General features: G+C 64.8%; 15 protein-coding genes. 8 read left to right on the top strand and 7 right to left on the bottom strand.

The window, feature by feature from the left end; translation table 11 throughout:
- Positions 1-219 precede the first annotated feature (219 nt).
- The gene (locus EWE75_RS02440) at positions 220-1,491 is read left to right on the top strand and encodes an MFS transporter (protein WP_130155093.1); all 1,272 of its coding nucleotides are present in this window, start codon (positions 220-222) and stop codon (positions 1,489-1,491) included.
- Positions 1,488-3,104 (top strand): glycoside hydrolase family 43 protein, encoded by a 1,617-nt coding sequence (locus tag EWE75_RS02445; RefSeq protein WP_130155094.1) that lies wholly within the window; start codon positions 1,488-1,490, stop codon positions 3,102-3,104. The genes EWE75_RS02440 and EWE75_RS02445 overlap by 4 nt, the downstream gene beginning before the upstream one ends.
- Here the strand turns inward: EWE75_RS02445 and EWE75_RS02450 are convergent.
- The 5 genes from EWE75_RS02450 to EWE75_RS02470 form a co-directional block, all read right to left on the bottom strand.
- The gene (locus EWE75_RS02450) at positions 3,101-4,129 is read right to left on the bottom strand and encodes a LacI family DNA-binding transcriptional regulator (RefSeq protein ID WP_130155095.1); all 1,029 of its coding nucleotides are present in this window, start codon (positions 4,127-4,129) and stop codon (positions 3,101-3,103) included. The genes EWE75_RS02445 and EWE75_RS02450 overlap by 4 nt on opposite strands.
- 100 nt (positions 4,130-4,229) lie before the next feature.
- Entirely contained in the window at positions 4,230-4,682 is a 453-nt protein-coding gene (locus EWE75_RS02455; RefSeq protein WP_206364659.1) for a MerR family transcriptional regulator, read from the bottom strand.
- 91 nt (positions 4,683-4,773) lie between these two features.
- The gene (locus EWE75_RS02460) at positions 4,774-6,438 is read right to left on the bottom strand and encodes a long-chain-fatty-acid--CoA ligase (protein ID WP_130155140.1); all 1,665 of its coding nucleotides are present in this window, start codon (positions 6,436-6,438) and stop codon (positions 4,774-4,776) included.
- A gap of 13 nt (positions 6,439-6,451) precedes the next feature.
- On the bottom strand, positions 6,452-7,750 hold the full coding sequence (locus tag EWE75_RS02465; protein WP_130155097.1) for an OmpP1/FadL family transporter: 1,299 nt from the start codon (positions 7,748-7,750) through the stop codon (positions 6,452-6,454).
- A gap of 47 nt (positions 7,751-7,797) precedes the next feature.
- Entirely contained in the window at positions 7,798-8,199 is a 402-nt protein-coding gene (locus tag EWE75_RS02470) for a DUF2147 domain-containing protein (RefSeq protein WP_130155098.1), read from the bottom strand.
- A 186-nt stretch (positions 8,200-8,385) separates the two neighbouring features.
- Between EWE75_RS02470 and EWE75_RS02475 the strand changes: the two genes are divergently transcribed.
- The 6 genes from EWE75_RS02475 to EWE75_RS02500 all read left to right on the top strand — a co-directional run bounded on the left by EWE75_RS02475 (position 8,386) and on the right by EWE75_RS02500 (position 15,628).
- The gene (locus EWE75_RS02475; protein ID WP_130155099.1) at positions 8,386-9,522 is read left to right on the top strand and encodes a thiolase family protein; all 1,137 of its coding nucleotides are present in this window, start codon (positions 8,386-8,388) and stop codon (positions 9,520-9,522) included.
- On the top strand, positions 9,519-11,840 hold the full coding sequence (locus EWE75_RS02480) for a 3-hydroxyacyl-CoA dehydrogenase/enoyl-CoA hydratase family protein (RefSeq protein ID WP_130155100.1): 2,322 nt from the start codon (positions 9,519-9,521) through the stop codon (positions 11,838-11,840). The genes EWE75_RS02475 and EWE75_RS02480 overlap by 4 nt, the downstream gene beginning before the upstream one ends.
- A gap of 12 nt (positions 11,841-11,852) precedes the next feature.
- Positions 11,853-13,643 (top strand): acyl-CoA dehydrogenase C-terminal domain-containing protein, encoded by a 1,791-nt coding sequence (locus tag EWE75_RS02485; protein WP_130155101.1) that lies wholly within the window; start codon positions 11,853-11,855, stop codon positions 13,641-13,643.
- A complete protein-coding gene (locus tag EWE75_RS02490) occupies positions 13,640-14,551 on the top strand; it encodes an NAD(P)H-dependent flavin oxidoreductase (RefSeq protein WP_130155102.1) in 912 nt (303 codons plus the stop codon). Before EWE75_RS02485 ends, EWE75_RS02490 begins: the two co-directional genes overlap by 4 nt.
- Positions 14,548-14,979 carry a PaaI family thioesterase gene (locus tag EWE75_RS02495; protein ID WP_130155103.1) on the top strand — a complete coding sequence of 144 codons (432 nt, stop codon included), beginning with the start codon at positions 14,548-14,550 and terminating at the stop codon, positions 14,977-14,979. The genes EWE75_RS02490 and EWE75_RS02495 overlap by 4 nt, the downstream gene beginning before the upstream one ends.
- 358 nt (positions 14,980-15,337) lie before the next feature.
- On the top strand, positions 15,338-15,628 hold the full coding sequence (locus EWE75_RS02500) for a hypothetical protein (protein ID WP_231708168.1): 291 nt from the start codon (positions 15,338-15,340) through the stop codon (positions 15,626-15,628).
- A gap of 10 nt (positions 15,629-15,638) precedes the next feature.
- Here the strand turns inward: EWE75_RS02500 and EWE75_RS02505 are convergent, their stop codons facing one another.
- Positions 15,639-19,481, bottom strand: coding sequence for a LamG-like jellyroll fold domain-containing protein (locus tag EWE75_RS02505; RefSeq protein ID WP_130155104.1), 3,843 nt, complete (start codon positions 19,479-19,481; stop codon positions 15,639-15,641).
- 314 nt (positions 19,482-19,795) lie between these two features.
- Positions 19,796-22,732 (bottom strand): TonB-dependent receptor, encoded by a 2,937-nt coding sequence (locus tag EWE75_RS02510; protein ID WP_130155105.1) that lies wholly within the window; start codon positions 22,730-22,732, stop codon positions 19,796-19,798.
- Between the last annotated feature and the right edge of the window lie 37 nt (positions 22,733-22,769).

The raw sequence follows: 22,769 nt of genomic DNA on the forward strand, positions 1-22,769 counted from the left end.
CCGTTGAACCGAGCATCATGACCCCATCGCGCGCTTTGCTTTTGTGCATCGCACAATGTTTACGTTAACATCTTCGAATTAGTCCTACCAGCGATGCTTGTCAAGACGATGTGACCTCGGCTAGTGCAGGCGTGAGGATGGCATCATGTCCGAAACGATCGAAATGACCGGATCGGGAGCCGTCTTTACCTCTTGCCGCTTGCCTGATCGGGCGGGGCCATGTTTACGTTAACGGAGTTGCCCTTGCGTTCCGCCCGCATTCCCAAGCTGCGCTGGACGATCATCGCGTTGTTCGTCGGCGCGATGATCCTCAATTATCTCGCGCGCTCCGTGCTCGGCGTCGCCGCGCCAGTGATCCTCGCGGAACAGCACATCAGCACCCAGCAATATAGCTGGATCACCGGCGCGTTTCAGATCGGCGTCATGCTTCAGCCGCTGGCGGGATATCTGCTCGACGGGGCCGGCCTGCGAATCGGCTTCTTCGTGTGCGCGGCGGCCTGGTCGTTGATCACGATGGCGCATGTTTTCGCGAGCGGCTGGCTTGGCTTCGCGGCGCTGCGCGGGCTGCTTGGGCTGGCCGAAGGGTCTGCGCAACCGGCGGGGCAGAAGCTGGTCGCGGAATGGTTTCCGGCGCGGGAACGTGGTGCCGCCGGCGGCATCTACAACATTGGCGCATCGTTCGGCGCGGTGTTCGCGCCGCCGCTCGTCGCCTGGGCGGTGATGATGCAGAGTTGGCGGCTTGCTTTCGTCGTCGCCGGTGCGCTCGGGCTCGTCTGGTCGCTGGCGTGGCTGGCGTGGTACAACACTCCGCAGCGTCACCCCCGTCTGAGCGAAGCCGAGCGCGCGCACATCGCTGCCGGGCAGGAAACCCGGCTGTCGGCGGAAGGGGCGAGGCCGTCGATCCTGTCGCTGCTGCGCCGCCGCGATCTGTGGGGCATCGCGCTGCCACGCCTGCTGGCCGATCCGGTGTGGGGCATGCTGTCGTTCTGGATGCCGCTGTATCTGGTGCGGGTGCGTGGGTTCGATCTCACGCAGATCGCGCTGTTCGCGTGGCTGCCGTTTCTCGCCGCCGATCTCGGCTGTCTGTTCGGGCCGGCGGTGGCGGCGTTCCTCCAGCGGCGCGGCGTATCGCTCATCAACGCGCGTCGCGGTGCGTTCACGCTCGGCGCGGTGATGATGACCGGCATGGCGCTGGTCGGCACCGTCGTCAGCCCTTATGCGGCGATCGCGCTGCTGTGTCTGGGCGGCTTCGCCCACCAGACGCTCTCTGTTACCGTTATCACGATGGCGTCCGATCTGTTCCGCCGCAACGAGGTGGCGACCGCCGCCGGCCTTGCCGGGCTGGCCGGAAACCTCGGCGTACTCGTGTTCTCGCTGTTGCTCGGCGGCATGGTCGATCTGGTCGGTTACGAACCGTTCTTCATCCTGCTGGGCGTTATGGATCTTATAGGAGCAATCTTGTTGTGGACCTTGGTGCGTAAGCCCGCATGACCCGCCTTCAAAACCCCATCCTGCGCGGCTTCAACCCCGATCCTTCGATCGTGCGCGTGGGTGATGACATCTACATCGCCACCTCGACGTTCGAATGGTATCCGGGCGTGCAAATCCATCACAGCCGCGATCTGGTCAACTGGCGCCTGGCATCGCGTCCGCTGTGCCGTGGCTCCCAACTCGACATGCGCGGCGACCCAGATTCGTGCGGTGTCTGGGCACCCGATCTCAGCTACGCTGATGGAAAATTCTGGCTGATTTACAGTGATGTAAAGCGCTACGGCCAAACCACCGTGAACGGCGCGTCCGGCGCGTCTCTGCGCGACTTTCACAATTTTGTGGTGACATGCGACCGCATCGATGGCGACTGGTCCGATCCGACCTATCTCAACAGCAGCGGTTTCGATCCCGCGCTGTTCCACGACGATGACGGCCGTTCCTGGCTGCTCAACATGCTGTGGGACCATCGGCCCAATCGCGGCCGTTTCGCCGGCATCGTGATCCAGGAATTCGACCGCACGGCGCTGCGGCTGGTTGGCGAGGCGAAGCTGATCTTCGCCGGCACCGAACGCGGCTTCACCGAGGGTCCGCATCTCTACAAGCGCAACGGCTGGTATCATCTGATGGTCGCCGAAGGCGGGACAGGCTGGGACCACGCCGTAGTAATGGCACGGTCGCGCTCCATCTTCGGGCCTTACGAAGTCCACCCCGATGGCGCGGTGCTGACCGCGCACGGACGGCGCGATGCACCGATCGCACGCACAGGACACGGCGATCTCGTCGATCTGGCTGATGGCACGACCTGGCTGACCTATCTTTGCGGGCGTCCGCTGCCCGGACGTGAGCGGTGCGTGCTTGGGCGTGAGACCGCAATCCAGCCGGTGCGCTGGGGCGACGACGACTGGTTGCGCACGATTACCGGCGATGCCGAGCCCGAAGTCTCGCCGCTGGCGCCGAATCTGCCGCCTGCGCCGTGGCCGCAGCGCGGGTGGGACGGCCGCTTCGACCAGCCCGATCTGCCTGAAGAGTTTCAGTGGTTGCGCACGCCCGATCCGGCCGAACTGTTCAGCCTCACCGCGCGGCCCGGCAGACTTCGCCTGTTTGGGCGTGAGACCGTCGGCAGCTACTTTCGGCAAGCGCTGGTCGCACGGCGGCAGGAGCATTTCGATTACACCGTGACGACCCGGATGGACTTTGCGCCGACCAGCTTCCAGCAGGCGGCGGGCCTGATCTGTTATTACAATTCCACCAAGTTCCACTATTTCAACGTGACGGTGGACGCTGGCGTGCGCCAACTCCAGGTGATGTCGGCGCATCCTGAAATCGGATGCGAGACGGTCGTCGTCGTACCGACCTTGCCGGATGGCGCGGTCGAACTGCGCGCGACCGTCGTGCAGAACGCGCTGCACTTCGCCTGGCGCGTGAACGCTGCGGAAGAGTGGCAGACTGTGCCCATTGCCTTCGACGCCAGCATTCTGTCCGACGAGGTAACCGCACCCGGCCTTCCCAACTTCACCGGCACCTTCGTGGGGATGGCCTGCCAGGATCTGTCCGGTACGGCGATACCTGCCGATTTCGAATGGTTCCGGTATGCGGGAAGGGATGCAACCTAAGCTGGGGGGGCGGTGGATGCGCGCTTGACGATGTGATGATCGAGCACGCGCTCGCGGCGACGGGTTTTACGATTGCTGCCGGAGGCTTCGGACGCCACGACCGCAAGCGCTTCGGCGGCGAGCTGGTGGAGCGGCTGGCGTATCGTCGTCAGCGGCGGCCAGAGCGTTACCGCCGCAGTGGTGTCGTCGAACCCAACCACGGTGAGTTCGCGTGGCACGTCGAGTTGCCGCCGGTGCGCGACCGATACGATCGCTGCTGCCATATCATCGTTGCTTGCGAAGATCGCCGTCGGCGGCGACGGGCCGTCGAGCAGTTGCTCGCCCGCGATCAGCCCTGACGCGTAGCTGAAATCGCCCTGCGCGACCTTTACCTCGACGTTCGTCGCGTCGCGCACGGCGTCGTAGAAGCCTGCCATGCGCTCGGCGCTTGCCGCTTGATCGGGGTTGCCGAGGACGAAACCGAGCCTGCGGTGGCCGAGTTCAAGCAGATATTGCGTCATCTCGCACGCGGCCCGGCGATCGTCGATGCGAACACAGGTCGCGTCGGGCACATTATACGCGCCGACGGCAGCGAGCGGCCGCCCTAATCCGCGCAGGACGTTCAGCACGATCGGCGCCTCGCCGAGCGGCGGGGCGAGGATAATGCCGGACAGCCCCGATTCGGCGAGCCTCTCCAGCGCGGGGCGGGGCGGCGGGGCGCCACCTTCGCCTTTCAAGAGGATCAAGCGCGCGCCGCGAGTCGAGGCTTCCTCGAAGATGCCGGTCAGAAACTCGCTCATGAACGCGGCACTGGGATTGGAGTAGACGACCCCAACGCGCAGTTCGGCCGAGGTAACGAGGCTCCGCGCTGCGGTGTTCGGCGTGTAGGACAACGCCTCGATCGCGCTTTCCACCGCCTCGCGCGTTTCCGGGCGAACTCCGTCGCGGTTGTTGATGACCCGCGACACGGTCATCGCGGAAACCCCCGCCCGCGCTGCAACGTCGATGATCGTTGCGCTCCGCGCCGGACGATCGGGTTTGTCCACGCGGCCTCCCGGAATTGATCTCACGCCCTCGTACAACATGGCAATGATTTGGCAATGTGCGTGACAGGTCGCTGCGCTGGTCGGCAGCCAACCGCGTGGGTCAGCTTGGCGTCGGGTGACTTCGCGTCGATCTCGCCGGGACGGCTTGCTCGATGCGCGCCATCGCCTCTTGTTCGATCTGCCGCAATTCCCGGATCGTATCGACCAGTGCGACCTGCTGCTTTTCCAGATCGGCCAAACGTTCACGAACGCGCTCGGCAAGGCGCGCCATCTGCTCGACGTGATCGGGATCGGCATCGTACAGATCGAGAAACTCGATGATCTCGCGGATCGAGAATCCCAGCCGCTTGCCGCGCAGGATGAGCTGCATCCGCCCGATGTCGCGACGCGTGTAGACCCGGGTGCTGCCCACGCGTTCGGGCTGGATCAATCCCTTGCCTTCGTAGAAGCGCAACGTCCGCTGCGTCACGCCGAGATGTTCCGCGACCTCCTGAATGCCCTTCCGCACGCCGTCGGCAGGGGCCTTGCGGACGAGCGCTCTTACGTTCTCCAGATTGTCCGACGTGTTCACCTGCTGCTCCACCCGCGCGTCATCCCATATTGAGGAACAGGAAGGCGCGATCGGGTCAAGAAATTTTCGCCGATCACGCGTGCTTGGCCTTTTCTTCCGCGACCAGCTCCTTCTTGGAGAGCTTGCCGATCAGCGTCTTGGGTAGGCTGTCACGGAACTCATACTCTTTGGGGAGCTCGATCTTGTTGAGCCGGACCTCCAGAAAATGGCGGAGTTCGGTGACGTCGAGATGCTGACCGTCGTGCAGCGCAACGAACAACTTCGGCGATTGGCCACGATAAGCATCGGGGATGGCGATGGCGATCGCCTCTTTCACCGCTGGATGCTGATAGGCGGCATCCTCGATCGTGCGCGGATAGACGTTATAGCCGCCGCACAGGATCACGTCCTTGATGCGATCGACCAGGAACAGATAGCCGTCTTCGTCGAGATAGCCGATATCGCCGGTGCGCAACGCACCATCGACGAAAACAGCCTCGGTATCGGCTGGCTTTCCCCAATAGCCTTTCATGATCTGCGGGCCGCGCGCGCAGACCTCGCCGCGTTCGCCGTTCGGCATGAGGTGGTCGGGTGCGGCGGGGTCGCGGATTTCGAGGATCGTCGCCGGAAAACGCGGGCCGCAGCTATCGGCCTTGATGAGACCATCGAGCGGATTGCACGCGATGATCGGCGATGCCTCGGAAAGCCCGTAACCTTCCACCACGCGCGCGCCGGTACGCCGCTCGAAGGTTTCGCGAATCTCGTGCGGGAGCGGAGCGCCGCCCGAGATACAGGCCCGCACCTTCGACAGATCAGGGATTTGCGCATCAGGCAGCGCATTGACCGCCGCATAGATGGTCGGGACACCGAAGAACTGGGTGGGCGGCTTACGCTTCATCGTGCGCAGCATCTGAATCATGTTGAAGCGCGGCAGCAGCACCATCTCCGCGCCGATCTCGATCGAGAAATTGAGCACGGTGGTCAGCGCAAAGACGTGGAACATCGGCAGTACGCCGAGCGTGCGTTCCTGATGCGGCGGCATCCCGCCGAGATGAACCAGCATCTGCGCGCTGTTGGCGGTAAGATTGGCATGGGTCAGCATCGCGCCCTTGGGCACGCCGGTAGTACCGCCGGTATATTGCAGCACCGCCACATCATCCGGGTCCACCGGGACCGGGGCGGGCGGGGCACGATTCGCCAGCAGGGTGCGGAGCGGCAGGTTGAGCTGCCGATCGGCGATATGCGCGTGATCCTTGCGCTTGAGAAAGGTGAAACCGAGCGCCTGTATCGTCGGCAGCATGTCGGCCATGCCGCACACCACGATCCGCTCGATCGTCGTGCCCTTCGCGACCGTTTCGACCTTGTCGTGGATCACGCCGATATCGGGCACCGCGATCATGCGCGTGCCCGAATCCCGGATCTGATGATCGAGTTCCTGCTCGGTATAGAGCGGGTTGAACTGCACCACGATGGCGCCGACCTTGAGCGCCGCAAAATACAGGACGACAAAATAGGGGCAGTTCGGCAGGCAGAGGCCGAAGCGGTCACCCGGCTTCAGCCCCTGATCCTGCAAGCCCCGCGCCGCGTGCGCGACGAGAGTGCCGATCGCCTCGTAGGTCCACGTTCGCCCGAGGAAGTCGATCGCGGTCCGCTCGGGCCAGGTCGCCACCGCATGATCGAGCAGATCGGTGATGAGGCGCGGGCGGATCGCGAACGGCTCGTTCGCGAGCGTGATGGGCGACGAGGCGAGGGCGGGCATCATATCGTCTCCGTCAGAAGCGCAGCCGGCCGCCGAGCGACAGCACGACGGCATGGGCATTGGTCAGCATGCCGTTGACCACGATCGGCGTTTGCACTTGCGTGCCGGCATAGGCCGCCGTCAGGCGATCGATCTTCGCGTCCTTGAAGGTGATGTACGAGCCCGCCGCATCGACCGTGAAGGACTTGCTCAACGCGAAGCTGGCGCCGCCCGCGAAGTTCCAGCGGTCGCTGTCGGGAACGCGCGCATCGCGATTGCCGTCGCTGGTCGGGCTCTCGTCGCGTTGGACGCCGGCGCGCAGCGTCAGCTTGGGCGAGACCGCGAGATCGACGCCACCCGCATAGCTCCAGGTGTCGTGATAATTCTCGGGAATCGCGGTGTTGAGCGGCCCGCCGAGCCGGATCGCGTCGAATTCCGACCAGCCGGTGCGGACCGCCTGCGCGTTGAGCGTGATCGCGGGCGTCACCGCGAGGCGTGCGCCGATCATCGCTTGCCACGGCGTGCTGAAGCTGGCCGTGGTGCGGAGCGTGCGGTTTTGCGGGGCGAGCGGGCCGAGCAGCCCCGTGATCGCCACCGATCCATCGAGCCGGTGCTTGACCGCCGACTTGTAGCTGCCGCCCAGCGAGAACGGCCCGGCATGATATTGCGCGCCAACGGTATACCCGAAATCGATGCCGTTGCCGGCCAGCCGCTGTTCGCCGTCGGCGAGCAGCGGCGAGAGGTTGGGCAGCGCGTTGGAGAGCGTGGCGTCGGCATATTCGATGTTCATCGATGCGCCGATCGCGAGATTGTCCGTCACCGCGAACGCGACGGTCGGCGCGATATCATAGGTGCGCAGCTTGGTACGGTCGGCGCTGTAGCGCGCCCAGCTCGTCGAGGGATAATCGGTGGTGAAGCTGTACGGCGCGTTGACCGAGATGCCGACCGACAGGCGCGGTGCGACCCCGCACGCGAACGATCCGGCAGGCAGAACGCCGTTGCGGATCGGGTTGCGCGTGCTCGAATCGCCGCCCACTGCGCGGGCAGCCTGACCGGGACGCACGATCACCGTGCCATTGTCGACGACGTTGCCGCGCGGCAGGATCGCGCTGACGCCAAGCGCACCAGCGCAGCCGTCCTGCCAGCCGATCGCCGCCGGGTTCCACCAGATCGATTCCGGCCCCTGATCCGCGACCTCGCCAGAGAAGGCGCGGCCCGCGCCCTTCACCGACTGTTCCTGGAGGTAGAACGCGCTCGCATGCGCCACGCCGCCAAAGGCAAGGAACATCACCGGCAGCGTCGCCAGTGCCGAAGTCCTGCGGAAATTCTTCATGTGCCTATCCATCCTCTCGTCTTTTTACTGAACTGGTGATCGTGCGATCACCGAATACGCGTCCACACTTGCGTCTTGCACAACGGCCAGACGATGCAGCCCTTGAGCTTGATCTGATCCGCGCCGGTTTGGGTGAGCGTGGCCGTATAGGTGCCGCCGTCGTCGGCGTTGTAGATCGTGCCGCCGCTCCAGGCGCCCTGCTTCCAGGTGAAGCCTTTGAGAATCGTCAGCCCTTTCAGCGCGCGGCCGCGCAGGCTGGCGTCCTTGTTGTTGATGTCCTTGAGATGCGGATCGGCGCGCAGGCCGTCCGATTCGGCCAGCGATCCGCAGATCGACGTACCGCACTTGCTGATCTCCACCACGCCGTGGCGGGTGGGGGTTTGCCATCGACCGACCACGGAGTCCGGGGTGGTCGCGGCAGCGGCGGCCGCTGCCAACAGTAACATCATCCTCTCTCTCCCAACCTTGTGTCATGCCGGTGAACCGGCGCGCTGGTTTCGGCGTTTCGCCCATTACGGTTGCAACGCGAATCACTCTTTGCCGCAAAAATCAGTTGACGTATAGGTCAATTATCGCACCATTAGGGAATGACGATGGGAACGCTGATTCCCGACATCAATGGAGAGGCATGTTTGATGCGCGACGTGGTTATTGCGGGCTATGCCCGGTCCCCCTTTCATCTCGCCGGCAAGGGCGCGCTGGCGCGAGTCCGCCCCGACGATCTCGCGGCGACCGTGATTCGCGGACTGATCGAGCGCACCGGCGTAAAGCCCGAGGATATCGAGGATATCGTGCTGGGCTGTGCCTTCCCGGAAGGTGAACAGGGCTTCAATATGGCCCGGCTGGTCGGGCTGCTCGCCGATCTTCCGCTGTCCGTCGGCGGCATGACGGTCAACCGTTTCTGCGGCTCCTCGATGAGTGCGATCCACATCGCCGCCGGGCAGATTCAGCTCGGCGCGGGCGAGGCGTTCATCTGCGCCGGCGTCGAGTCGATGAGCCGCGTGCCGATGATGGGCTTCAACCCGCTGCCCAATCCTGCGCTCGCCAAGAAAAGCGCCGCGTACATGGGCATGGGCGATACTGCCGAGAACGTCGCGACCAAATATCAGATCACTCGCGCCCAGCAGGAGGCGTTCGCGGTGGCGAGCCAGGATAAGACCGCCGCTGCGATCGCCGCAGGCAAGCTCGACGCCGAGATCGTGCCGATCCAGACCAAGGCGGGCGTGGTCGACAAGGATGGTACGCCGCGCGCCGGCACCACTGCCGAGGCGCTTGCCGGGCTGAAGCCGGCGTTCAGCAAGGAAGGCACGGTCACGGCGGGCACCGCCTCGCCGCTCACCGATGGCGCGAGTGCGGTGTTGGTGACGAGCGAGGAGTATGCGCGCGCCAACGGCCTGACGATCCTCGCCCGCATCAAATCGGTCGCGGTATCGGGATGCCAACCGGAAATCATGGGGATTGGCCCGGTCGAGGCATCGCGCAAGGCGCTCAAGCGCGCCGGCCTCGACGCCAGCCAGATCGACGTGGTCGAACTCAACGAGGCGTTCGCGAGCCAGGCACTCGCCTGCATCGGCGATCTCGGCCTCGATGCCGCCAAGGTGAACCTCGATGGTGGCGCGATCGCGATCGGCCATCCGCTCGGCGCGACCGGCGCGCGGATCGTCGGCAAGGCGGCCGCCTTGCTCCAGCGCGAGGGCGGAAAATATGCGCTCGCGACGCAGTGCATCGGCGGCGGTCAAGGCATCGCCACCATTCTGGAGGCGGTAGAATGAGCGACGCCATCAAGAAGGTTTGCGTGATCGGCGCTGGCACGATGGGCGCTGGCATCGCCGCGCAGGTCGCCAATGCTGGCATCCCCGTTCTGCTGCTCGACATCGTCCGCGATCCCGCCGACCGTAACGCTGTCGCGGCGGGCGCGGTCGCCAAGATGCTCAAGACCGAGCCTGCCTCCTTCATGTCGAAAGCGGCGGCAAAGCTGGTCGAGATCGGCAACATCGAGGACGATCTGGCCCGCGTCGCCGAATGCGACTGGATCGTCGAGGCGATCGTCGAGCGGCTCGATCTCAAGCAACAGCTTTACACGAAGCTGGAGGCGGTGCGGCGCGAAGGAACGGCGATCTCGTCGAACACCTCGACCATCCCGCTCGATCATCTGATCGGAGGTCGCACCGAGGCATTCCGCCGCGACTTCCTCATCACCCACTTCTTCAATCCGCCGCGCTACATGCGCCTGCTGGAAATCGTGTCCGGGCCGGAGAGCGACGCCGCGCTGGTGGCGCGCGTGTCGGACTTCGCCGATCGCCAGCTCGGCAAGACGATCGTCGTCGCCAAGGATACGCCGGGCTTCATCGCCAACCGGGTCGGCACCTTCTGGATTCAGGCGGCGCTCAATGGCGCGTTCGAGCTGGGCCTCACCGTTGAGGAGGCTGATGCGATTGCGGGCAAGCCGATGGGCGTGCCGAAGACGGGCGTGTTCGGCTTGGTCGATCTGGTCGGCATCGATCTGATGCCGCACCTCCAGAAGAGCCTCACCGAGACTTTGCCCAAGGATGACCCCTATCAGGCGATCTCGACGATCCCGCCGCTGATCGGACGGATGATCGCGGACGGCTATACCGGCCGCAAGGGCAAGGGCGGTTTCTACCGGATCAACCGCGAGGCGGGCAAGCGCAAGGAAGCGATCGACCTCGCAACCGGCGAATACCGTCCAGTCGTGACGCCGCTGTCGCTGCCCGGCGCGGCAGCGAAGGGAGATCTCGGCGCGCTGCTCGCATTGCCCGGCAACGTCGGCGCTTATGCCTGGGCGATCCTCGGCCAGACGCTTGCTTACGCCGCCAGTCTGGTGCCCGATGCGGCCGATGATATCGTCTCGGTCGATACCGCGATGAAGCTCGGCTACAATTGGAGCTTCGGCCCGTTCGAGCTGATCGACAAGATCGGCGCCGCCACGCTCGCGAAGCGGCTGGCGGATGAGGGCAAGCCGGTGCCCGCGATCCTGACCCTGGCGGGCGAGCGCAGCTTCTACCGCGTCGAAAACGGCGTGCGTCAGTATCTCGGCCTCGACGGCGCGTATCACGACATTATCCGCCCCGAGGGTGTGCTGCTGCTCGCCGACATCAAACTCACCACGAAGCCGCTCGCCAAAACGGCTTCGGCGGCGTTGTGGGATGTCGGTGATGGTGTCGCTTGCATCGAATTTACCGGAAAGATGAACGCGCTCGATGGCGAGGTGATGGCGCTGATCGGCAAGGCGATCCCGATCGTCGCCGAGAAGTTCAAGGCGCTGGTCGTGTATAACGAGGGCAAGAGCTTCTCGGCGGGTGCCAACCTTGGTCTTGCGCTGTTCGCGGTCAACATCGCCGCGTGGGGTGAGATCGACAAGCTCGTCGCGGGCGGGCAGGAAGCCTACAAGGCGCTCAAATACGCCCCATTCCCCGTAGTCAGCGCGCCGTTCGGCATGGCGCTCGGCGGCGGGTGTGAGATGCTGCTCAATAGCGATGCGGTGCAGGCGCATGCCGAAACCTATACCGGCCTCGTCGAATGCGGTGTCGGCCTGATCCCCGGCTGGGGCGGTTGTGGTGAGATGCTCGACCGCTGGCGCAGCAACCCGGCGATGCCCAAGGGGCCGATGCCGGCGGTCGCCAAGGTTTTCGAGACGGTGTCGACCGCGACGGTCTCCAAGTCCGCTGCCGAAGCGAAGGAGCTTGGTTTCCTCCGCCCGAGCGACGGCGTCACCATGAATCGCGACCGGCTGCTCGCCGATGCCAAGGCCAAGGCACTTGCCCTGGTCGAGGGTTATCAGCCGCCGGCGCCCCCCGAATTCCGCCTCCCCGGTGCAAGCGGGCGTGTCGCGCTCGATATGGCGGTGAAGGGCTTTCAGGCGCGCGGTCTCGCCACCGACTATGACGGCGTCGTCTCAGGGTTTCTCGCCGACGTGCTGACCGGCGGCGAGGCCGATCTGGTCGATACCGTTACCGAGGCGGACCTGCTCGCGCTGGAACGCAAGGCCTTCGCGAAGCTGGTGCGCGATACCCGCACGCAGGCGCGTATCGAAACCATCCTCGAAACCGGCAAACCGCTGCGCAATTGAGAGACTGATCCCATGCAAGTCTATGACGCTCCGCTGCGCGACATGCGCTTCGTTCTCGACGAACTGCACCAGGATGACGGCTTCGGCGGCATTCCGGCGCTCGAAGAGTTCACGCCCGACCTGACCAGCGCCGTATTGGAGGAAGCCGCGCGCTTCTCCCGCGAGGTGCTGGCGCCGATCAACCGATCGGGCGATGAGGAAGGCTGCCATTTCGAGAATGGCGTCGTCCGCACGCCGGAGGGCTTCAAGGAGGCCTATAAGCAGTTCGCCGAAGGCGGCTGGACATCGCTCGCGTCCGATCCCGAATGGGGCGGGCAGGGTCTGCCCGAGGCGGTGAGCAAGCTCGTCGAGGAGATGAGCTGTTCTGCCAATCTATCGTTCGGCCTGTATCCCGGCCTCAGCCACGGCGCGACCACCGCGATCGAGGGTCACGCCAGCGAAGACCTCAAGCGCATCTACATGCCCAAGCTGGTGAGCGGCGAATGGTGCGGCACGATGTGCCTGACCGAATCGCATTGCGGCACCGATCTCGGCCTGTTGCGTACGCGCGCAGTGCCGCAGGACGACGGCAGCTACCGTGTCACCGGATCGAAGATCTTCATCTCGGCCGGTGAGCATGACCTGACCGACAACATCATCCATCTGGTGCTCGCGCGCTTGCCCGACGCACCCAAGGGCGTGAAGGGCATCAGCCTGTTCCTCGTGCCCAAGTATCTGCCCAAGGACGATGGGTCGATCGGTCCGTCGAACGGCGTCGCGTGCGGCGCGATCGAGCACAAGATGGGCCTCAAGGCCTCCGCCACCTGTCAGATGAACTTCGACGATTCGACCGGCTGGCTGGTTGGCGAGCCCAATAAGGGCATGGCCGCGATGTTCACGATGATGAACGCCGAGCGCGTCTCGGTCGGCATCCAGGGGCTCGGTGTCGGCGAGGCCGCGTACCAATCGGCAGTGTGGTACGCCAAGGATCGCCTGCAGGGACGATCGCTGTCGGGCGTCAAGAACCCCGGCGGGCCGGCCGATCCGATCATCGTTCACCCCGATGTGCGCCGCATGCTGATGACGATGCGCGCCTATAACGAGGGATGCCGTGCGCTGTCTGCGTGGGTATCGCGCGCGCTCGATGCCGAGAAGCATTCGCCCGACCCCGAAGTGAAGCAGCGCGCCGCCGATTTCACCGCGTTGATGACGCCGGTGGTGAAGGCGCTGTTCACCGACCTCGGCCATGAAAGCGCGCATCTCGCGGTGCAATGCTATGGCGGCCACGGCTACATCCGCGAGAGCGGGGTCGAGCAATATGCCCGCGATGCGCGCATCGCGATGATCTATGAGGGCACTAACGGCATTCAGGCGCTCGATCTGGTCGGGCGCAAGCTCGGCGCGCATACCGGGCGGTATCTGCGCAGCTTCTTCCACCCCGTCGCCAACTTCATCGAGGAGAACAGCGGCGAGGGGCCGATGAAGCCGATGATCGATGGTCTCGCCCGGGCATTCGGCGCGCTCCAGCTTTCGACCGCGACGATCGCCCAGCGTGGCTTGAGTGATCCCGAAGAAGCGGGTGCCGCAGCGAGCGACTATCTGCGGCTGCTCGGCCTTGTCGCAATGGCCTATTGCTACGCGCGCGCGACGAAGATCGCCGGGCTGAAACTGTTGTTCGGCACCGACGAGAAGGCGTTCTACGACGCCAAGATCAAGACCGCGACGTTCTTCTTCGAACGCATCCTGCCGCAGACGGCGGCCCTGTTCCTCCAGATCAAGGCTGGCAAGCGGTCGATGATGGCGCTCGACCAGGACGCGTTTTGACTCTGCCGGCAGCCCTCTCGTCGCGGCTCGCCATTCCGGCGATCGTCGCGCCGATGTTTCTGGTCTCCGGGCCGGATCTGGTTGTGGCGTGCTGCTCGGCGGGGCTGCTCGGGACGTTCCCGGCGCTCAACCAGCGGACGACGGATGGCTTCGAGCAATGGCTCGAGGCCATCGCGGTTCGGCTTGCCGGCGTGCCGGGGGCGGCGCCGTTCGGCGTCAATCTGATCGTCCACAAGAGCAACACCCGGCTTGAGGCCGATCTTGAGCGCATCGTCGCGCATAAAGTGCCGGTGGTCATCACCTCGCTCGGCGCCGTGTCCGAGGTGGTGCGTGCGGTGCAGAGTTACGGCGGGCTGGTGTTGCACGATGTCATCAGTGCGCGCCACGCCGAAAAAGCGGTCGCGGCTGGTGTCGATGGGCTGATCGCGGTCTGCGCGGGTGCGGGCGGGCACGCCGGTACGCTGAGTCCGTTCGCACTCGTTTCTGAAATACGGACGTTCTTCGATGGACCGCTCGCGCTGGCCGGCGCGATCACCGAAGGGCGGCACATCGCCGCCGCGCGGATGATGGGCGCCGATCTCGGCTATATCGGATCGCACTTCATCGTCGCCGAAGAAAGTCTCGCCAGCGATGCGCAAAAGGCGATGATGTTGGGCGCGCGTGCGGCTGACGTCACCTATACTGACAAAGTTACCGGCGTGAACGCCAACTTCCTCGCGCCCAGCCTCGCCGCCGCTACACTGCCAGATACACATGGCGAATTGTCGATCTCGGAAGAGGCGCGTGCGTGGAAGTCGATCTGGTCGGCAGGTCAGGGCGTTGGCGCAGCGCGCGCGATCCGCCCGGCGCGCGATATCTGCGCCGTGCTGGTGGCGGAATACCAGGCGGCTAAGGGCATCGCGCTGTGACGGGTCTCGACGAAATCCGGGCGATGATTGCCGGTGGCCGACGGCCGCCGATGATGGAGTTGCTCGGCATCGATTTGGTCGAGATCGACAAAGGGCACGTCGTATTCGAAGCCACGCCCGGCGCGTCGCATTACAATCCGCTCGGGATCGTGCATGGTGGCTTCGCGGCGACGATGCTCGATTCCGCATGCGGCCTTGCCGCGAGTAGCGCGACGGAGGTGCCGATGACCTGCGTCACGCTTGAGATCAAGATCAGCTATCAGGCGGCGCTGAGCGCACGCACGGGCCGGGTTCGCGCGATTGGCCGGTTGGTCTCGTTGGGCCGGCGCGTCGCCTTCACCGAAGCGCGCTTGGTTGACGAGGCCGATCGGCTCTGCGCCACGGCCACTTCGACATTGTTGGTTTCGGAACGTCAGCGAAACGCCTGACGTCACGCAACGGACGGAGTCTGTCGCTCAGACGTCCTCCTGCCGATTCGGTATTGGCTGCTCGGTAAGCCGCACGCGGTCCGCGCATGGCAAAGGAAGTGTGCTGCTTTTCACCATACCGCGTCTGTTAACATATTGACGTGCCTTTAACCACCTTTGGCAGAGCTACCTCAGTGTCAGACCATATATGGTCATTACGCTTTCGATTCGATGGCGAAGCATTTCGGGTGAGCAGATCTTGAAACATGCAAATGCGGCCGTGGCCTTCAATACCGAGCATTTTGCGGAATTTTCGGAGATTTGCGACCATTATGCCATTGGCTCGCGCACCCGATAGTCGCGTGTCCGGGAGATCGTCATGAACGATGCAACCTCGCTTGCGGCGCTGTTCGTCGCGAGCTTCAACCGTGATCTTGCCGCGCTCGGCTGCCCGGCACGGGTCTCGTTGCCGCGCGGAGCTCATGCCGATCGCGTTCTGGAACTCCGTGACGCGGGTGGGCAATTCCTCTGTTTCGTCCCCGAAAGTGGCTCGCCGGAAATGGCGAAGACTGCGTACAGTCTTTACCTTCAGGGTCTTCGAGCCGGTGAACAACTCGCTTTGGCAAAGCTCCATATGATGATTGGGGCAGCCTTGAATCTGACCGACTGATCCAAAAGCGTTAGTTGCTTCCTCCGACGATGATTGCGCCGACGCGCGCGCGATTGTTCGTCGTCGAGATTTCGGCTGGTGTCCCGTCGAGCGTGAGCGTGACCGAGAGCGTGTTCCGATTGACGCCACGCGGAATGGCGAAGTGAACGTTTGTCGTCTTCGGGAACAGATCGGCCGGGGCCGCCAAACTCGGGAAGCGTGCGGTCGCTATCGTGCGGCCTTCGCCGTTGGCCAGTGTTGCGACGCCAGCCGGCGTGGGTTTTGCGCCGAGGCTGTGGATGGTCGCGATCAGGCTCGTGCCCTTCATGACGAGATCGTCCGCCGACAGACCGATGTCCGCGCGGGTGCGGGGTTCTTCGCCCACCGCTGCCAGCGTCAACTCGAACACGATCGTCTGGCGGGGCGGCAGCGAGAGCGGGAGGGATGCGCCGTCTTCAAAGGCGATCTGCGTGGCGGCCGAGGCGGTATCGGCGTGGTCGTCGCCGTTGGTGTCGATGCCGCTTGTCATCGACCAGCGGCCCGCCGCGACGCCGTCGCCGATCATCGTCGCGGTGATCGGGTGATCGGTGAGATTGTACGCGATCACCTTGAAGCGGCGCGGGTCGCCGGCGGGGATCAGGATCGCGACGTCTTCCGCTTTCGCAGCACCATCGAAGCGCCAGCGGACGAGATTGCCGGGCGCGTAGGCGTTGCGGCGGTGGGCGACGCCGCCAAGGCGGGTGCGCTGGAGCAGTTCGATGGGCACGCTGACGCGATCGGACCACAAATGGCCTTCGGTCAGCAAGTGCATGCGCTGGCTGTCGGACTGGATTTCGGCGCCGAACAGATCGGCGAGAATCGTCTTGTCGCCGGTGCTTTGCCAGCGGACGAAGCGGGCGAAGTCAGCGTCGGTGCTGCCGCCAAGATTGCGATCGTTGTCCACTCCGGCCGCGGTGACGGTGCCGTCGGCGATCTGTTGGATCAGCTTGGGGCCGGCGGGGAGGCGGGTGAGGAGGTCGGGGTTGAGGCGGGAGATGGCGGCAAGGTTGTGGTGGGTGAGATCCGCGACGATTGGGCGAAGGTAGCGATCGTCGCGGGTCCAGGTCCAGGCGGACCAGAAGAGGTTGGCGGCGCTGACCACGCCCGCCCCCCGCGTGGCGTCGGTCGCCCATTCGATCTCGGACGGGTAGGTCCAGCTTCCGTCCGCCGCCTGCTTGCCGTGGGCGAGCCAGTCGTCGAGCAGCGGCAGCAGCGCGGCTTTTACCGCCGGCGCGCCGTTGTAATCGGCGAGCAGCAGGCCGGGATGGGTAATGAGCAGGCTGTACGGGCGCTGCCAGCCCCACACGCCCTCGCGCACGATATCGGTGCCGCTGTAGTAGCTCGACACGATATGGTGATGCCCGGCGGGGTTGACCGCGATCAGGCGTGGATAGGTACGCGCCACCGCCATCGCGCGCTCGATCGCGGTGGGGTCGCCACGGCTGAGCTGGAGCGACTGGGCGACTGAATTGATGCCCTCCTCATAGCTGTGCAGTTCGTCGGCGCGGATTCGGCTGAGCCCGTCCGACCACATGCCGTTGGCGAACGTTGCGTCGAGCACGCGGCGTTGTGAGGCGGCGAGGCGGGCGGGCTCGACCCCCATCAGAGCGAGCGGCACCCATTGGTTGACCAGATCGGTATCGTCGGAAAGCCCGCCACCGAACTCGCCGTCGGCGATCTGGCGGTTGTCGATCCACCAGTCGACGAAGCGGCGGTAGAGCTTGAGGTCTTCGCTTTGGCGGAACGCCCAGAGCGGCACGCCGGCGGGCGGCGTCGGCTGGGTGAAGGGCGCATAGGGCTGGTTCGGGTTCTTCTCGACCCAATAAGCGCGCGCGACCGCGTTGTCGGGATCGACGCGCAGCACGTCGGAGATGTCGCGCTCGAAGCGATCCCAGATCGGATAGGCGCGGGTGTTGGGTTGTTCCTCGACCAGAAAGGCGAGGTTGTCGCGCGCCTGTTCGAAGCGATCGGCGACATGCTCGGGTTTGGCGGCGGCGGCGGGCTTGTAGAGCAAGCGCAGACGCGTGCCGTCGAGCTTGGCGGCATCGAAGCCACCGCCGGCGGCGGCGATCGTGACGTAAAGGCTCGCGCCCGGCGGCAGGATGCGGTCGCGCGTGTCGAGCCAGAGCGTGCGCGCCTCGTGCGGCTTCACCGAGACGTTGATGTCGAGCAGATCGCGGTCGGGCCAGGTCGGGTCTTTGACGCGGATGTTGAGCGGTAGCAGCCCGCCGTGGGTCGGCTGCACGTCCAGCGCGGGCAGATCGATCGCGAGGCCGTCGAGACCGACCTGCATATTCTCGGTGCCGTAGGCGAAACGCGAGATCGCGCCGCCGGGGCGGCTGTCGCGGAAATCGCCGGGGATAAGGATGTGGACCAGCGGCAAGCCGCGCAGCGCCGGTGCGGCGGCGGGCTTGCGTGGCGCGCCGGCGGGGAGCGCGACGATCGTCGCGCGCTCGTCGGCGACGTAGCGGCCGGCGATCGTCCGGCGTAGCGGATCGAGCGCGGGATAGCTGGCGGGATCGGCGCTGGCATCGAGCGTGTAGGTCATCACCACGGGATCATCGGGGACGGCGCCGGCGGTGACGTCATAAGCGCCGATCTCCTCGATCGGGGTTTCCTGCGCGACATTCTCGAAGCGCAGCGTGCCGCCGCGACGTTCTGTGTCGAGTGCGGTCGAGGTTCGCTCCAGCCCGGCCGGACGCGTGAGCAACGTGCCGCCCAAGTCGCTGAGCGTGCCATAGGCCGGGCCGTTGATTTCGATCCGGTTCCACGGCTCGTCCGGCAGGGTGAGCGTGTAGGTCTTGCCGCCGGTCGAATAGACGTTCCAGTCGGGCAGTTCGAAATAATCGTGCCGGCCCGGCAGGCGCGAGCGGTTGTAGACGCCGGGCCACGTCGTCTCGCGGATGCCGTCGGCGCCACGGAACATGCGTTCCTTCTGGTCGCGCGTGTCGGCGAATTCGACCTTGCGGATTCGCGTCACCGGATTGGCGAGATAATCGGGCGCGGTCCGGGTCCAGCCGTAGCGCAGCCACCATTCGTCCCGCGTCGCGGCGTCGGCAAGCGAGCGCGGCGGGGCGGCGGGCACCGCCGGCGCTTGCGCGGCGGCGAGCGCGGCGACCTGCGCATCGTCAAGCCGGTGATCGTAGATGCGGAGCTCGTCGATGTCGCCCGAGCGGATGTAATTATACTGGCTCTGCACCTGATACGGCGAGACGATGCGCTGGAACGGACCGAAGCCGAACAGGCCGCCATCATAGACCGCCTTGCGATCGGCATGCGCGACCGGCTTGCCGTCGATCCACAGCTTCACGCCGACCGTCTCGTCCCACGCGAAGGCGACGTGAATCCAGGTGGTCGGCGCGGGGATGGTGTCGATCCGAAACGAAACGCGGGTACGGGCGAGGCCGGTATCGGTGACGAAGGCGTCGAAGCCGTGGCCGTTCCAGTCGATCCGGCCCCATGCCATGTCCCAGCTCGTGCCATCGCTGTCGCCGATGCGGAACAGCGGGAACGGCGTGCTGCCGAGCGGGGTGCGCGGGCGGAAGAAGAACGACACAGTGCCGCGCTGCGCGGCGATGTTGCCCGGCGCGGACCAGGCGAGGGTGAGCTGATCCGCTAGCGATAGCGCTTGGCCGACGCGGCCATCCGCCACTGTTTTGACGCCGTCGGCGAAGATCGGGGTGGCGAGGCCACGCGCTTGGTCGGCGGTGGCGCCGTTCTGGCCGGATACGGCGAAGAGGAGGCCGTCTTCGCCGCTTGCGGGGGTCTGCGCGAGGGCGGGCGTGGCGAGACAGGTGGTGGCTGCCATGAAAACGCGGAAGCGGGGTGCTTTCATGCCGGTCTGTCTCGCGTGGGGTTTGGGGGAAAATGGAGGGGGTGGGGTGCCCCCTCCAGTGGGGAGATTAGATGGGGTAGAGGGAGTACATATCTTCGGTTCGTCCCGAGCGAAATCGAGGGACACGCCCGGAGCGCAGGTGCCTCGACTTCGCTCGGCACGAACGGTTGATTGGGTTGTGCTCCGCGCTGGGGTATTCCGTTAGACTAATGCGGTAGTCTTTAAGGACAAAGCCGAGCCACAACCCACTGCGTCACCCCGGAACACGTCCGGGGTGACGGCGAGGATGCGGCATCGGCGCCATTGTTATTGCCTCAGAACTTCACCCCCACGCCGAAATAGATCTGCCGCCCCGTATGCGTGTTGATGAACGGGCTGTTGCGATCCGATCCCTGATATTGATCGACTGCGGCATCGGTGAGGTTGAGGCCCTGCATGGTGATCTTGAGGTAATCGTTGACCTGATAGGACAGATTGGCGTCGATCGTGGTGATCTTGCCCTGCCCGTTGACGTCGTTGCCGGTGTTGCCGCCGGGCACGCTGACAAGGAAGCCGCCGCGATAGGCGATCGAGCCGCGGATCGAGAATTTGCCGTCGTCGAAATAGGCGGTGGCGTTGGCGGCGTTCTTCGACAGGCCGACCAGCGCGGCGTTGGTGGTCAGGATAGGGATGCCGTTTGCGCTGGTCAGGTAATATGTGATCTTCGAGGTGACGTGCGTATAGTTCGCCAGCACGCCGAAATGGTTGAGCCATTCGGGGAGGAAATTGAACGGCAAGGCTGTCTGGGCGTTGATCTCGAAGCCTTTCAGCGGGCCGCCGGGCGTGTTGAAGGGCCGACGCCGGGTGAACACGTCGGTCGGCTTCGTGTTCGAATTGTTGAGCAGCACGGGATCGAGGCCGAGCTGATCGAACGGCAAATCCTCCTGTAGCGTCTGGATGTAGGTGCTGATCTTCTTGTAAAAGAACGCTGCGGAAAGCAAAGTATCGCGGGTCGGATACCATTCGACCGCGAGATCGAGCGTCTTGGCTTTGATTGGATCGAGATCGGGATTGCCGACCGACACGCTGCGCGCGCCGGTGAGGGTGATCGATCCGCCCGGAGTAAGATTGCCGAGATCGGCGCGTGCGATCACCTGCGAGGCACCGAGGCGGAAGATCAGCGTGTTGGTCGGCGAATAGGCGAGGTTGAGCGACGGCAGCCAATTGTCATAGGTGCGTTTGGCGGTGACCAGCACCGGGGCAGTGCCGACGAGCTGATAGCCGTTCGATGATTGCTGGGTCTGCACGTAGCGGACGCCGATGTCGCCGCGCAGCGGGAAGCCGAATAGGCGATCGCCGTCGAACTCGACCTGCCCGTAGCCGGCCTTGTCATCCTCGGTGACGCTGCGGATGTTGCCGCGCGCGCTGACATTTTCGACCCCGTTCTGCGCGAAGGTGCCGGTGTTCGAGAAGATGTCGAACACCTTCACGAACTTGTCGAGATCGGGCGTCACCCATGATGTCGGCGTCGGCGAGGGGACTTTGAAGCCCTGACCGAAGCCGGTCAGCACGCGCGTGAGATCGGCGACCGTCGTGCCGGCGGGCAGTGCTGGCACGAGCAGCGAGTTGACCGCCCGGCCGGTGGCGGACGATGTGAACTCGAAGCGCTTGTACGAGCCGCCGATCTTGAGATTGAGGCCGTCGAGCAGCTTCATGTTGCTCTGGAGGTTCGCGTTCTTGAACGTGTTTACCGAGCTGCTGGTGCTCAGACGGATTTCGGACGTGTTGTTGATGAAGCCGAAATTGGCGGGATTGGTGACGTCGAACCCGTAGTTCAGGATCGGGTGGCGGCTGTCCTGCCGATAATCCCAGCTATAATTCTGGCTGTTGGGGCGATCTATCGTCAACGTCGTGTCGATCGGCACTTCGAGATCGGATTTCGAATAGCCGATCGCGCCGTTAACGGTCCACCAGCTCGCCAGATCCTGTTTGCCACTCAGCGTATATTGCTGGAACTTGGTGGTGAAGTCGGTGAAGCGCGTTTCCGAGCGGATATCGACATTGTCGAACACGCCGTAGACGAGATCACCCGCGCCGTTGACCTCGGCCTGACGCACCGCCGTCTGTGGCTTGCCGGCGTTCGAGAGCGCGCGGCTGAACGAGAAGGCTTCGATGAAATTCTCTTCGCGCGTGGCGTGATAGTTCGAATAGAGCGCGTCGAAGGTGAGCAACGTGTGGCTGCTCGGCTGCCACTGGATCGAGCCGGTCAGGCCGAGCCGCTTCTGGTCGTGGGTGAGCCGGCCGTAGCGCGGCAGGCGGGGCGCGTGGACGCCAAGCCCGTTGCCGGCGTTGACGGTGTTGTAGGCCGCGATGTTCTCCGGCGTGGCGGCGGGGCGGGGCACGCCGGTCGAGCAGGCGGTGGCGGTGGTGCCATTCGCGCCGGACAGCGGCGGGTTGACGGGGGCGTAGCCGACCGGCGCGCAATAGCCGCCGTTGGTTCCGGTCTGATCGAACCCGACCGAGCCTGCGCCATCCTCATATTTGCGGCTGCGCGAATAGGCCGCCGAGACGAGCACGCCGACCGTGTCATCGAACAATTTGGTGGTGAACAGCCCGGCGAGGCGCGGATCGACCGCCTTGCGCAAATCATTGTAATTGCCCTGTACCGAGGCGGCGAAGGTGGTCTTCTTGTAATCGAGCGGGTGCGCGGTCTGCAGATCGACCGTCGCGCCGAGCGAGCCTTCGTCGATCTCGGCCGATTGCGTCTTGCGCACCGTGATTGCGCTGAACAGTTCCGAGGCGAAGACGTTGAAATCGAAGCCGCGGCCGCGATTGGCGCCGCCCGAACTGTCGGTCGAGGTGGTGGTGCTGAGCGCCTCCATGCCGTTGATGCGGATGCGCGTGAACTGCGCGCCGAGCCCGCGCACGGTGATGCTGCGGCCCTCACCGGCATCGCGCCCGATCGACACGCCGGGGACGCGCTGGATCGATTCGGCGAGGTTGTTGTCGGGGAATTTGGCGATGTCCTCCGCCTTGATGACATCGATCGCGCCGATCGACTCGCGCTTGGCGTTGATCGCCGAGGCGAGGCTGGCGCGGAAGCCGGTGACGATGATGTCTTCGGTCGGTGTGTCGCCGGGCTGTGCGGTGGCGGTCTGGCTGCCGGCCTCGACAGGCGCGGGGCTGGCAGGCGTGGTCTGCGCGGCGGCGGTTCCGGCGGCGAGCGCGAGGACCGAGGAACAAAGCGCCAGTCTGGTGATCTGAGATGTCATCGCGTTTCCCCTCCTGTGGTGACTTCGCCGTTGGTCG

The organism is Sphingomonas populi, assembly GCF_004208535.1.
In the GTDB taxonomy this organism is placed as follows: domain Bacteria; phylum Pseudomonadota; class Alphaproteobacteria; order Sphingomonadales; family Sphingomonadaceae; genus Sphingomonas; species Sphingomonas populi.